The organism is Bacillus sp. Pc3 (assembly GCF_000815145.1).
Taxonomy (GTDB): Bacteria; Bacillota; Bacilli; order Bacillales; family Bacillaceae; genus Bacillus; species Bacillus velezensis.
Genome location: NZ_CP010406.1, coordinates 2,544,075 through 2,557,165 on the forward strand (window position 1 = coordinate 2,544,075; position 13,091 = coordinate 2,557,165).

The 13,091-nt window shown below is 48.0% G+C and carries 9 protein-coding genes; 4 read left to right on the forward strand and 5 right to left on the reverse strand.

Translation table 11 applies throughout. From position 1 onward, the window contains the following. Nucleotides 1–15: 15 nt before the first annotated feature. On the reverse strand, nucleotides 16–1,002 hold the full coding sequence (locus SB24_RS12210) for an LCP family protein (protein WP_031379306.1): 987 nt from the start codon (nucleotides 1,000–1,002) through the stop codon (nucleotides 16–18). A 304-nt stretch (nucleotides 1,003–1,306) separates the two neighbouring features. Between SB24_RS12210 and SB24_RS12215 the strand changes: the two genes are divergently transcribed. Then, complete coding sequence (locus SB24_RS12215) at nucleotides 1,307–2,683, forward strand: sugar porter family MFS transporter (RefSeq protein WP_031379305.1); 1,377 nt, start codon at nucleotides 1,307–1,309, stop codon at nucleotides 2,681–2,683. 93 nt (nucleotides 2,684–2,776) lie between these two features. After that, nucleotides 2,777–4,189: a glycosyltransferase gene (locus SB24_RS12220; RefSeq protein WP_082020264.1), complete on the forward strand. Its 1,413-nt coding sequence runs from the start codon at nucleotides 2,777–2,779 to the stop codon at nucleotides 4,187–4,189. A 3-nt stretch (nucleotides 4,190–4,192) separates the two neighbouring features. Here SB24_RS12220 and SB24_RS12225 read toward each other — a convergent pair whose 3' ends face one another. The 3 genes from SB24_RS12225 to SB24_RS12235 are packed head-to-tail and all read right to left on the reverse strand — an operon-like array spanning nucleotide 4,193 to nucleotide 7,883. Next, nucleotides 4,193–5,323, reverse strand: coding sequence for a Ger(x)C family spore germination protein (locus tag SB24_RS12225; RefSeq protein WP_039253613.1), 1,131 nt, complete (start codon nucleotides 5,321–5,323; stop codon nucleotides 4,193–4,195). Further along, nucleotides 5,320–6,426, reverse strand: coding sequence for a GerAB/ArcD/ProY family transporter (locus tag SB24_RS12230; RefSeq protein WP_015418354.1), 1,107 nt, complete (start codon nucleotides 6,424–6,426; stop codon nucleotides 5,320–5,322). The genes SB24_RS12225 and SB24_RS12230 overlap by 4 nt, the downstream gene beginning before the upstream one ends. A gap of 5 nt (nucleotides 6,427–6,431) precedes the next feature. Next, on the reverse strand, nucleotides 6,432–7,883 hold the full coding sequence (locus tag SB24_RS12235; protein ID WP_015418353.1) for a spore germination protein GerBA: 1,452 nt from the start codon (nucleotides 7,881–7,883) through the stop codon (nucleotides 6,432–6,434). A gap of 217 nt (nucleotides 7,884–8,100) precedes the next feature. Here SB24_RS12235 and manA point away from each other — a divergent pair, with 217 nt between their 5' ends. Together manA and SB24_RS12245 are read left to right on the forward strand one after the other, a co-directional pair. Next, complete coding sequence (gene manA / locus SB24_RS12240; protein ID WP_039255023.1) at nucleotides 8,101–9,051, forward strand: mannose-6-phosphate isomerase, class I; 951 nt, start codon at nucleotides 8,101–8,103, stop codon at nucleotides 9,049–9,051. 139 nt (nucleotides 9,052–9,190) lie between these two features. Then, nucleotides 9,191–11,836, forward strand: a complete 2,646-nt coding sequence (locus SB24_RS12245) for an N-acetylglucosaminidase (RefSeq protein ID WP_039253616.1) — start codon at nucleotides 9,191–9,193, stop codon at nucleotides 11,834–11,836. Nucleotides 11,837–11,896: 60 nt separating this feature from the next. On the opposite strand, the gene SB24_RS12250 is transcribed toward SB24_RS12245, so the two are convergent. Then, nucleotides 11,897–13,063 carry a CDP-glycerol--glycerophosphate glycerophosphotransferase gene (locus tag SB24_RS12250; RefSeq protein WP_039253618.1) on the reverse strand — a complete coding sequence of 389 codons (1,167 nt, stop codon included), beginning with the start codon at nucleotides 13,061–13,063 and terminating at the stop codon, nucleotides 11,897–11,899. Nucleotides 13,064–13,091 lie beyond the last annotated feature (28 nt).

A 13,091-nucleotide genomic window follows, 5' to 3' on the forward strand; every position in this document is an offset into this window, starting at 1 on the left:
TCCCGCCGTGACATCTTACGCGTCTAAATCATTTTTTAATTTCGTTTTTACTTCTTGAAGGTTTTCCTCATTCAGCTTGAAGTAATAAATATTTTTGCCGTACTGAGGAGTGTAAATGTAGCTGTCTGAACCTGTCAGCTGCAAAGAATTCACCGATTTCAGCGATGTGATAAACGGGAACAGACCGATGGCGTCATTAAGAGATAAGTTCATTTTCAAGTTTTTCCCTAAGCTGTCGACGATATCGTCATACGATGGGATCGAGCTTAACGATTTAGATTTTTTAATAATGGCGCTCAGCACTTCCATCTGTCTTTGTCCGCGCATCAGATCGGTGTCCGCTTTGCGTGTTCTTACATAAGCCAGTGCCTGCTCACCGTCAAGCGTCTGGACGCCCGGCTTCAGCACGACTTTTCCTTTTGTATCGACTTTAATACGATCGGCAATTTTCTGGCTTTTCACATTTACCGTAACGCCGTTCAACTCATTGACGACATCGCGGAACGCGTCGAAGTTGCTCTCAACCACATAATCTACCGGAATATCAAACATGTTTTCTACTGTTTTATAAGTTAAATTATAACCGCCGTAAGCATGTGCGTGCGCGAATTTGTCATAGCCGTGTCCCGGGATGTTGACATAGGAATCCCGCGGAATGCTGAGCATCGTCGCTGTTTTCTTTTTCCGGTTGAAGGTGACGAGCACGTTGGCGTCACTTCTTGCGTCATCTACTGATTCGCCCTTACTGTTACGGGCGTCTATTCCTAAAAGCAATACGGTGAAAGAATCCTTCTTCGGGTCAAATTCTTTGATCCGTTTTACGGACTGGTCGCCGCGGTCAAGGCTGACGTGCGCTTCTTTGGTCGCATTATTCAATTTCACAAATGCGTAGGTGCCGACGGAACCGGCGATCACCAATAAGAAAGCGGCGAATACCAGTACAAATTTCACCCATTTTCTGAGGCGTCTTTTCTTTTTTCTGCGTTGAGATCGTTCTTCCATATCATTACCTCTCGTTTCTATTCTTTGTGAAGCGTACCATAATTGTTGACTTGGAGCAACTCTGCAAATGAGAAAATTCTAAATCTTTCTCTCTATTTCGACAACATCTACTGTTATTTTTGCATCAGGTTCACATTATATTGGACGGCAGGAAGCGGGAAATGTTTCGTCGCTTTGTAAAAAATAATTAGTAAAATAATGGATATTAACGGTGCGGAAGGTTTGAAACGATCGGAAACAGGCAAAAGAAGCAGTAGAACAATTCCGCGCGGATACAGCGTTGGATGAAGGGAGTCTAAATAACATGAAAAGCATACACTCGAATAAATGGCTCTATTTTTTCGGCGCTCTCGGGGGCGCGTTATACGGATATGATACCGGGGTCATTTCCGGAGCTATTTTGTTTATGAAAAAAGAACTGGGACTGAACGCCTTTACAGAAGGCCTCGTCGTCAGTTCGTTATTGGCGGGGGCGATTCTCGGATCGGGATTCGCCGGCAAACTGACCGATCGGTTCGGCAGGCGGAAGGCCATCATGGGAGCGGCGCTGCTGTTTTGTATAGGCGGTTTAGGAGTCGCTTTTGCCCCGAATACAGGGGTGATGGTTCTTTTCCGGATTATTCTCGGACTGGCTGTCGGAACATCTACAACGATCGTCCCGCTCTATTTATCGGAGCTGGCTCCGAAGCATAAACGGGGGGCGCTTTCTTCGCTGAATCAGCTGATGATTACGGTCGGAATCCTCGTTTCTTATATCGTGAACTATATATTTGCCGATGCAGGCGCTTGGCGCTGGATGCTTGGACTTGCGGTTGTGCCGTCAGTCATTCTGCTGATCGGAATCTTATTTATGCCGGAAAGCCCGCGCTGGCTGTTTACGATCGGCAAAGAGGAGAAAGCAAGAGAAATCCTTTCATCATTGCGGGGAACGAAGAATATTGATGATGAGATTGATCAGATGAAAGAAGCGGAAAAGGAAAACGAAGGCGGCTTGAAAGAATTGTTTGAGCCGTGGGTGAGACCCGCGCTGATTGCCGGCCTCGGAATTGCCTTTTTGCAGCAATTCATCGGGACAAATACAATTATTTATTACGCACCGAAAACATTTACCAGTGTCGGGTTCGGCAATTCCGCGTCTATATTGGGAACGGTCGGAATCGGCGCCGTCAATGTCATCATGACGCTTGCGGCTATTAAAGTCATTGATAAGATCGGCCGGAAGCCGCTGCTGCTGGCTGGAAATGCGGGCATGGTCATCAGTCTGCTCGTATTGGCCGCGGTCAATCTTTTCTTTGAACATTCAGCAGCCGCATCATGGACAACGGTGATTTGTTTAGGCCTGTTTATCATTGTGTTTGCGGTCAGCTGGGGGCCTGCCGTGTGGGTCATGCTTCCTGAATTATTCCCGCTGCATGTCCGGGGTATCGGGACGGGTGTCTCCACTTTGATGCTGCATGCCGGAACATTGATTGTCTCATTAACCTATCCGATGTTAATGGAAGCAGTCGGCATCAGCTATTTATTTCTCATTTATGCCGCGATCGGGATACTGGCATTCCTGTTCGTCCGGTTTAAAGTGACCGAGACGAAGGGGAAAAGCCTTGAAGAAATTGAGCAGGATCTGAAAAGCCGTAACGGAGGCTCGGGATCAGAATCAAATCGGCGGACAGTTCATCCGTAATATTCAGTTTTAGGGGGGCGGTTATTCACCGGCCCCTCAAAACGGATGCCGAGCGGGTGCCCGGTCACATAAATGACGGGGATATGTCATACGTTGTATAAAGTCACGATAAAGGCGGGGATGCCGGTGAAAACGAGTATTATTATCCTTACATATAATGAACTTGAGCTGACGAAAAAATGTCTGGCCAGCATTGAACGATACACCGACAAAGATAAGATTGAACTGATTATAGTTGACAACGGTTCCTCAGACGGAACGAGAGAATACATATCAAATCTGCCTGACGTCAAAGTCGTCCTTAATGAAAAAAACCTCGGGTTCGCCAAGGGGTGCAACCAGGGAATCGAAGCGGCAGGGGGAGAAAATCTGCTGTTTCTGAACAACGATACGATGGTCACGAAAAATTGGCTCACCTCCATGCTGAGGGTGCTGTATCAATCTGAAAAAACCGGTATGGTCGGGCCCGTCAGCAACTATGTCAGCGGCGCGCAAATGATCCATGACGCGTATCAATCGCTTGATGAGCTGGAGTCATTCGCGGAGGCGTATTGCGCCCGGGAAAAGCATCATACAAAGCGGGTGCTGCGCCTTGTCGGCTTCTGTCTTCTGGTGAAAAGAAGCGTCATTGAAGACATCGGCCCGTTCGATGAGCAATTCGGATACGGTTCTTTTGAAGATGATGACCTATGTCTGCGCGCCCTGCAAAAAGGCTACAGCCTGCACATCGCGCTCGATGCCTTTGTGCATCACCACGGGCATGCGACGTTTACGGCTAATCAGGATATCAATATCAATCAGTTATATTCGGAGAACCGCCAGCGTTTTACGGAAAAATGGGGCACTGATTTTACGTACTTTACTCATCCGAGACCGGAAATTGCGGAGCTCGTTCCCCGGGAGGCGAAACGGATACTTGATGTCGGCTGCGGTGCGGGAGCTACGGGGCTGGAACTTCAAAACAGACAGCCTTGCGAACTGTACGGAATAGAACTGCACCCGCTGGCGGCGCAAGCGGCAAAAGGACACTATGAAGCGGTGCTGCAGGAAGATGTCGAAAAAGTGAAGCTGCCTTATCCGGAAGGCTTTTTTGATTGCATCATTTTCGCGGACATCCTTGAGCACTTAAAAGACCCGTGGCGCGTCATTGAAACGTACTCATCCTATTTGTCGCCTGCCGGATCAATTGTTTGCAGCATTCCGAATATTTCCCACGCCGAAGCGCTGTTCCCGCTTCTGCTCGGTGACTGGACATACAGAGACGCCGGCATTCTCGACCGCACCCACTTGCGGTTTTTTACGCCGCAGACGGTGCGCACGCTCTTTCCGGAAGAGACATTTGACGTGAAAAAGCAGTCCTATACGTATGTTCACGTGGATGAGCGGGTGCAGCTGTTTTTACAGGAAATCACACGAATGGCGCAATCGATGCAATTTCCGGTGACACAGCTGCCCGAACAAAGCAGGATTTATCAAATTCTCCTTCGTGTCGAAAAAACACGCTGAAGGCTACCGTCCCATCGTTCCGAAGTTGGTAATCTGAATGGAAACATCATAGTCAAAGGCCGCTTCGGAGAAGGTCTCATCCCAGCGGTGCTTCACTTTCTTCCAATAGTCGGGATATTGAATGCGGACTCTGTCAGAAAAGAATACAGGGTCCGTTTCATATTGATTCTGCAGCTTATCGATGACTTCTTTCATATCGCTTTTCAGTTTTTTTTCGAAAACCTTTTCCAGCCCGTTTAAATAGTGCTGATCGAATGAATCTTCTCCGGCATATTGATCCTCTGACAAAAGTCCTTTTGTTTTTACCGCTACATGAAATGACAGCTTCCCGTTTTTCAGCCTGGGAGTGATGACGGATGTTGATTTTTTGATCTCGAAGGTAATCGGGTGCCCCCCTTTATCCAAAGCGGGCAGCACGCCGCCCCGTATCGTCCCCATCAGCCAATTCAGGCTCTGTATTTCGTATGATGACAGAAAGCCCGCCAATCTGTTTTGTTTTGCGTTTTTGATAATGGCCGCTCCGTCATACACCGTTTTTCCTTTTTGATTGCTGACGGCCTGAATGAGAAAACTGAGTTTATTATGGCAGTAAATCGAAGCTCTCCCGATTCGGAGCGGTTGTAAAATCTTCCCGTTGTAGCCGCCGTTGTTCGTAAGGTCGATCAGCTTTTCCGCGGCCATGGGCTGCTGCTGATTCGGCGTCGGCTCCGTCAGAATATCGGACGCTTTTCCTCTTGCCGCGAAGAGGTAGCTGCTCCGCCTTAATTCATCATCGCGGATAAAATGATTCATCATCTGCAGTATATTTTGGTCGGCCAGCAATTTGTCGCTGAATATCAGCACTTTTAAGTGATCGCTGTAAACAGGCGGATCTTTTAAAGCGACTTCACTGACGGCTTCAAGAATGGTATCCCCCCGCGTCGTCACATTGACAAACACGGGCCGGCCGGAAGCCTGGCTGTTTTCGCTTTGGGGCAGCAGGTTTTGATAGGTTAATTTATATCGGCGGTCACTCGTCTCGTCTATCGCCAGCCCCCGGGCGAAAGACAGCTTTTCGACTTCCTTCGCGTCCCAGCATCCTGAAAGCGTCATCAGTATGAAAAGCGCCGCCGCCCATTTGATGAAAAGTGTCATGACGTCTGTTTCCTCCCGGCTATTTTTTTCATCCAGCTGACAAACCAGATGAGAAAAGGAATCATAATGACGGCAAAAAACGCATATCCGAGAATATTCGCGAATGCAAACACACTGTTGATATCATCGGGGTACATTGAAAGGCCGAATGTCACTGCCAATAAGCCTCCCAGCAGCCAGGCATTGTTTTTATTTTTCAGTTTGAAAATGGTGTTTAATCCGAGATGCGCTCCTTTAAAAGAACCGAGCATACAGGTGAACTGCTGGCATGTCCACGTAATTAAAAGAAAGATATCAAACCGCTCTATGAAAATGCCCCGGATTTCCAAGGCATGAATCAGGGATATGGTCGGATACGTCACCGTTTTGGCTTCAGCGACCGACATACAGCCGATGACGACAAGCAGCGTAAAGCTGTAAAAAATGCTCGCGCCTGCGATGCCGAAGACAGCCGCCTTTTTCGCCTGCTTCGGGTTTTTCATAAACGGCACCAGATAAAGAATCACCTCAAGTCCCGAAAAATACAGAAGGGTTTGCGGAAACAGCTCAAAAAAGCTTTTGTAGCCTCCTTCCATGACTGGGCGGACGAAATCCAGCTTAAAAAGTCTCAAACTGAATATGAGCAGCGTAATCAGGATGACGATCGCAATCGGAAACAGATAGGCATAAAGCTTTGAAATGGGATAGACCCCGCCGGTCACATGGTAAATGCCGACCGCCAGAAAGATGAATATGACGACACCCATCGGCGTATTTTTCAGTAAAAAGTAATTGATGACTTCACCGAGAAAACGGGCTTGAAAACAGACAGTGACGACAAAATAACAGCTGATGAATAAATTCAGAAGAGAACCGATGGCGCGGCCCATGATGCTTTGATTCAGCTCATAAATGGTTTCCCCGCTGTTTTTCTGCAAAAACGGCATAAAGAGCAGGACGATGCCGATAAACACGACACTCTGCACAAGAATAATGATCCATCCGCTCGGACTGTCCGCTGTTGCGGCGGAGCGCGGCAGTGTTAACACGCCCGCTCCGATCATTGTTCCGCTTACCATGAGAAGTGTCTGCATAAACGACAGCTTGTCTTCCGGTTTTTTCATGGGGATCACCTTTGCTTGATTTTATCTTTCGTCTCTTTTCTGGTCGGCCGTTTTTTCAAAAGAGGCGTCGGCAGTCTGACGATCGTATCTTTTAAGTCTTGGCCAGGCTGCGCCATGATCGGAATAAGATAGTCCTGACCGAAGCTTTTCAGACGCATCAGATGGCCGACGACAAGCAGGTAGCACATGATCAGTCCGTATAAACCTAATATCGCCGACAAAATCATCGAAAAAATACGGATGAGCCTCAGCGGAAAATTGAACGCATAGGAGGGCGCCGTAAAAGAAGCCAACGCCGTAACGGATACGACAATGACCATCATCGCGCTGACAATATTCGCCTGAACGGCGGCCTGTCCGATCACCACGCCCCCGATCAGGCCGATCGTCTGTCCGATCGGCTTCGGCAGCCTGAGTCCGGCTTCTCTGATCATCTCGATCGTAAAAATCATGATGAACGCTTCAACAAAAGGCGGGAACGGGACATTCAATCTGCTTCCGGCAATCGTAACCGCCATTCTCGTCGGCAAGAGCCCCGTGTGAAACGTAACGAGCGATATGTAAAGGCCGGGTAAATAAATCGTGATTAAAATGCATGTATACCGAAGCAGCCTGAGAAAGGTAACCGGAACCCACCGCTGATTATAATCGTCAGGGGAGTGGATAAATTCATCAACGGTAGCCGGCACCAAAAGGGTAAAAGGCGTTCCGTCTACAAGAATGGAAACCCTTCCTTCCAAAAGAGCGCCCATAACCCGGTCGGGCCGTTCGGTCGTCAAGACGGTCGGGAAAATGGAATACGTGTTATCTTCAATAAGCTGCTCGATCGCTCCTGATTCCGGAATGTCATCAATGGTGATCGAATCCAGTCTTTTCATCACTTCTTTTACAACATCATCAGGGGCAATATCCCGAATGTAGGCAACGGCGATCCGCTTTTTTGTCCGTTCGCCGAGTGTGATCTCTTTGATCTGGAGGTTGGGATCACCGGACTGCTCGCGCAAAAGCGCCGTGTTCGTCCGAAGCTTTTCGACAAAACCTATCCTCGGCCCCCGTTCAAGCACTTCTGAAGACGGTTCTTCAATATCACGCATTTTAAATGTTTCCGTCTCAAACGAAAGGGCTTCCTCCCATCCCTCCGCCAGCAAAACCGATTTGCCGGAGAAAATGTCTGCCTCCGCGTCCTTAAGTGAAGAAAGCCGGGTATGACGATAGCCGAAAGAGATGGATGACGGCGGTGTTTCAGCCGGTTCCTCTTGATGCCGGGCGGCCGCCTGAACGGGCGAAATAATATATTCTGCAAGCAATTGATTGTCGGTCAGTCCGTCTATATAGATAAGACAGGCGTCACATTTGCCGTTTCCATACGTAAACGAATAAAACATCATGTCATCGCTTTGGCCGAACCGTTTTTTCAGCACTTCAAGGTTTTTGCCGAGCTCCGCATGTATCGTCACAATGTTCCCCCCTTTCCATCAGTTATTTTAATTTGCGACAAACAAGGCATTTTATTCTGGAATAGGAAATGACTGAGCATTCCGCCCCATCCGAATGGTATAATGAGCAGGTCAGCCATTTTATACATATTGTTTTTAACCGCGGCTCCCTCCGTGTTTAAAAAAAGACACAGGGGGAATGGGATATGAGCCGCTTTTTAAGGGGAGGGGAACGAACATGACGCAAGAGCCGATTTTTTTACAGCCTGTATGTAAAGAAAAATTATGGGGCGGCACGTTATTACGCGAACGATTCGGATATGACATACCTTCAGAAACAACCGGCGAATGCTGGGCGATATCAGCCCATCCGCACGGAATGAGCACGGTCAAAAGCGGTCCGTATCAAGGGAAAACCTTGATGGAACTGTGGGATCAGCATAGAGAATTATTCGGCGGAACGGAAGGGGACCGGTTTCCGCTGCTGACGAAAATACTGGACGTCAAACAACATCTGTCCGTTAAAGTCCATCCTGACGATTATGACGCCGAGGAGCATGGACTGGGCGAAACGGGGAAGTCTGAGTGCTGGTACATTATCGACTGTAAAGAAAATGCGGAAATCATATACGGTCACACGGCCCGTTCGAAAGCGGAACTTGTCACCATGATTAACAGCGGTGACTGGGAAGGCCTGCTGCGCCGTGTGAAGATCAAACCCGGCGATTTTTATTATGTGCCGAGCGGTACCATCCATGCCATTTGTGCGGGGGCGCTCGTGCTTGAAACACAGCAGAATTCAGAGGCCGCCTACCGGATATATGATTACGGGCGTACAGATCAAAACGGCCAGGCGCGTGAGCTGCATATCCGCGATGCCGTCAACGCCGCCACCGTTCCTCATGTGGACGGATTTTTAGATGAATCAACTGAAACGAGAAAAGGCGTCACCATCAAAACCTTTGTGCAGGGAGAATATTTTTCTGTATACAAATGGGATATCAGCGGGACGGCGGAAATGACCCAGGACGCTCCGTTTATGCAGTGCAGCGTCACAGAAGGAAGCGGCTCCATCCTCTGTGAAGGCAAGTCCGCCAAGCTTGAAAAAGGCGCGCATTTCATACTGCCGGATCAGATGCCTGACTTTACGATAAACGGAGATTGCACGATCATCGTTTCTCATATATAAAACCAAACTTAATCCCAGCTCTGGGATTAAGTTTTTTTATTTGGAAAATTGGGTGATTTCTCTCTGTAAAAATGAAGAAGGCCGGCCGATAAATAAACTAGTTTGATAGAAACCAATTGAATCAGAAAGAGGAGAAGGAATGAAAAAGAGATTCGTTGCACCTATGTTATTGTCCGCCGTTTTCCTTGTCTTTTGCACCCTTACACAGCCCGCTGAGGCCGCATACAGCGACTACTCCGTTTACGAGCTGGAAACGAAGCAGCAATTTGCTTCTGAGAACGAGGCGCTTCAAGCGGCAGCGAAATTGAAAAAGGATACGGGGTGGCAGGCTGACGCAAAGAAAGCCGGAAATACGCCGCTCACTTATCAAATCTCAGCTTCAGGCTTACACGATGAAACGGATGCGAAAACCGTGCTGAAAGATTTTACGAAGCAGACGGGCGTGTCCGGCACTTACAGCGCAAGCGGAAGCAAACAGCCGTACGTGACCGTCACATCAGGCGTTCTATCAGACGAGCGGCAGACGAAAATTCTTCTTGCCGAACTGACGAAAAAAACGGGCGTGACCGGCGCCGTCAAGCCGGCGGGGACAAAACAGCCGTACATGCAGGTCGTGACTGCTGAGATGGCAGCCGAAGCAGACGCAAAAGCGCTCTCGCAAGCGTTGACGAAGCAGACGGGCGTGAAAGCGTCATACCGTCAGATCAAACGGGAAACAGCCCGGTTTCAGATCCAATCAGGAACAATCTCCGGCGATCAAAAAGCCGCTCAAATCCAAACTGATTTTCAAAAGGGAACAGGATTGCAGGCGTCGCTGAAAGTCACGGCAAAGGCCAGTCCGAATATCACCGTGACAGCCTCTGACATCTCAAATGCAAATGCTGCAGCAGGTTTAGCGAAACAGCTGCAGCAGAAAACGGGCGTCAAAGGGAACGTTCAAAAGTATGCCCAAAGAAAAACAGCAACCGTGTACAACGTGCAGTCAGGATATTTTAACGGAGTAAGCACCGTACAAAATGCTATCACCCAAATCAAGAAGAATACGGGTGTCAGCGGAAGCTATCAAAAAGCCGGCAAGAAAAATAATTACACGGTCGGGATGAGCGGACTGACGGCTAAGCAGCTGCAAAGTGTTCAAGCTTTCTTTAAAAAGAAAAAATGGCATTGCGACGCATCGCCTGTCAAAAAGACAGCATCAGTGCCCGTTTATCGGATCACGGCAGGGCAGCTTACCGCTGAACAGGCAGATCAAGCGGAGGCGTTTTTCCGCCAGCAGCGTGTAAAGACGGCAAGAACCGCGGCGGGAAAAACAGCAGAAAACGAATATCAGCTGCTTTCTCAGCAGACGGCAGACCAGTCGAAGATAAAAAAAGGATTGAATCTGCTGGCGGGATATAAACTGACTGCCATTTCAAAAACGATATCCAAGCAGACGGACACAACGTACCAAGTCACAACCGAATCACTGCTTGATACGGCAAAGATCAATCGTTCGCTGGACTTTTTCAAAGGGAAAAAAGTATCCGCCTCCGCACAGAAAACAGGTGAAGCGGCGTATACACAATTCAGAATTGAAACGGCACCGCTGCTTAAGAAGGAAGACATTGACCGCGTGACTGCTTTTTTCAAGCAAAACAAAGCGGCCGGCACTGTGAAGGAGACGGGGAAAACCGGCTCTGCACAATACGTCATCAAAACCGAAACATTCAGCAGTAAAACCGTTTTAAATAAAAGCATGAGCTTTTTCAGCGCCAAACAATTACAGGCCGGCTATACGAGTGAAAGCCATCCGGTTTATGAACTCCGCATTCGCGATCAATTCACGGGAGCGCAGTCAGCGGACGCCGCCTCCCAAAAGCTGAAAAAGCTGTACGGATGGACGATGGCTATTTTGAAAATAAAAAACGGACCGCAAATCATGAATACCAATTACAACATCTCACTGGCAGATATGGTCAAAAAACAAATGACAGTCAGCCCGCAGACTGATGCCGCGGCTTATGCATCGCTTACGTACATCAATACGGCCTCCGGAACGGTCACAGCCGACGTCCTGAACGTCCGGTCAACCCCGGAAGTCAGCTCCGGCAATATTATCGGGCAGTTGAAAAAAGGCGATAAAGTCAGCATCACAGGTCAGACAAACGGCTGGGCCAAACTCAGCATGGGCTGGAGAAACGCCAGCAGTGACGAAGTCGGGCAGTATGTCAATCCGGCTCACTTCGCACAAGACAGCAAGTATTACTTTCAATTTCTGAAGCTCTCTCAGACAGCCGGACTGAACGCATCGGAACTGAATCAAAAAGTGCTGGTCAATAAAGGAATACTGACAGGGAAAGGCCAGGCCTTTATTACAGCCGCCGGCAAATACAGCATCAATGAAGTGTATTTGATTTCGCATGCTTTGCTAGAAACGGGCAATGGCACGTCAGAGCTTGCGAACGGCATTATGTATAATGGTAAAAAGGTTTACAACATGTACGGCATCGGGGCTTATGACAGCAACCCGAATTACTACGGCGCACAATACGCGTATAAGCAAGGCTGGTTTACTCCGGAAGCCGCGATTATCGGCGGAGCCCAATTTATCGGTGCGTCTTATATTCACAATCCTTCATACGAGCAGGATACGCTGTATAAAATGAGATGGTCTCCAGCCGCGGCCCATCAGTATGCGACAGACATCGGCTGGGCGTATAAGCAGGTAAACCGCATGTACAGCTTATACTCACTGCTGGATGACTATACGCTTTACTATGATGTTCCCGTGTATATGAAAGTATAAAAAAGGGCTGAAGTGTATGCTTCAGCCCTTTCTTCATGCAAAAAACACCCGCCGTCGGATTCAGGCAGGTGCTTCAGCACAATTCTTCATTTTTGTTTCCGCAAATTTCAATAACGCTTCACTCGAATTCCCATCTGAATACATATTCCATTTGTCCGAGAACCGCTTCATTTCTTCTGCACGAAATGGCTTTTTCGTCATTTCCTCCAGAAGGGCTTCGCTGTCATGACAAGCCTTTCCGGGGATGACGGAAGTATAATTGTCGATTAAACCGCGCTTTTGATCATATTCCTCCAGATCATACGTGAAAAAGAAAATCGGTTTATTTAAGAGCGCGAATTCAAAAGGCACGGAAGAGTAATCCGTAATTAAAATATCAGCCGCTTTCAAGAGATCATGAAGACGCATGTCAGACACGTTCTTGATCAGTTCGCTTTCAAACGAAGCCGAAATCTGATGCAAAACGGCAGGATGAAGCTTTACAAGCAGCATATACTCTCCGTTTAACGCGTTTGTGAGCTGTTCTTCGGTGAATGGCAGCCGAAAGGATTGCATATCATAATCCCTGAATGTCGGTGCGTACAGGATGATTTTTTTCGGCCATTTGTGCTTCAGTTCGGGCTTGTGTTCTTCATAATAGACGTCAGTCAGGGGGACACCCGTTTTTAACAGCTGGCCGTCCCGTATGCCGAACGACTTTTTAAAAACGTCAGCCATCGCGTCTGAACCGACGGTGACAAAGTCAAACGAGCGGTACACTTTTTTAAACCGGCTGATATCTGATGCCGGACGGTTTTGATTCGTCACATCCTCAAGGCCGAACTTTTTCAAAGAGCCGTTCGCATGCCACACCTGAATGCATGTCGTTTGCGGCCGGCGGTTTAAGACGCTTGTCATGAGGAAATAGTTATCCGTTATCACCGCTTTGCTCTTAAAAAGGATCAAAACCGCCTTCAAAAGATGCAGCGGATGTTTTTCGTTCAGATAAAAAGAGCCGATACCTTCCAGCTCTTCTTTCAGACTGACGGCATGTCTCGTATACAAAACCGTCATTTCATAAGAAAGCGATTCAGCGTGCGCTTTGTAAGAACGGATGAGAGCCTGCGCATTTTCTTCAAAAGATACCAGCAGGGTCAGGTGGTTCTTGGGCTTTACAGGCTTGAACAAAACGCCGAGAACAGACAGATATATAGAATAAAAAGCGGCGAATAAAGATCGCAAGTTCATAGATTACCAATCTCTTTTGCTGTTTTAT

Bases quoted from the DNA above. Each gene is read 5' to 3' on its own strand.
- SB24_RS12210 (WP_031379306.1), bottom strand. From the start codon at position 1,002: ATGGAAGAACGATCTCAACGCAGAAAAAAGAAAAGACGCCTCAGAAAA.
- SB24_RS12215 (WP_031379305.1), top strand. From the start codon at position 1,307: ATGAAAAGCATACACTCGAATAAATGGCTCTATTTTTTCGGCGCTCTC.
- SB24_RS12225 (WP_039253613.1), bottom strand. From the start codon at position 5,323: ATGACACTTTTCATCAAATGGGCGGCGGCGCTTTTCATACTGATGACG.
- SB24_RS12230 (WP_015418354.1), bottom strand. From the start codon at position 6,426: ATGAAAAAACCGGAAGACAAGCTGTCGTTTATGCAGACACTTCTCATG.
- manA (WP_039255023.1), top strand. From the start codon at position 8,101: ATGACGCAAGAGCCGATTTTTTTACAGCCTGTATGTAAAGAAAAATTA.
- SB24_RS12245 (WP_039253616.1), top strand. From the start codon at position 9,191: ATGAAAAAGAGATTCGTTGCACCTATGTTATTGTCCGCCGTTTTCCTT.
- SB24_RS12250 (WP_039253618.1), bottom strand. From the start codon at position 13,063: ATGAACTTGCGATCTTTATTCGCCGCTTTTTATTCTATATATCTGTCT.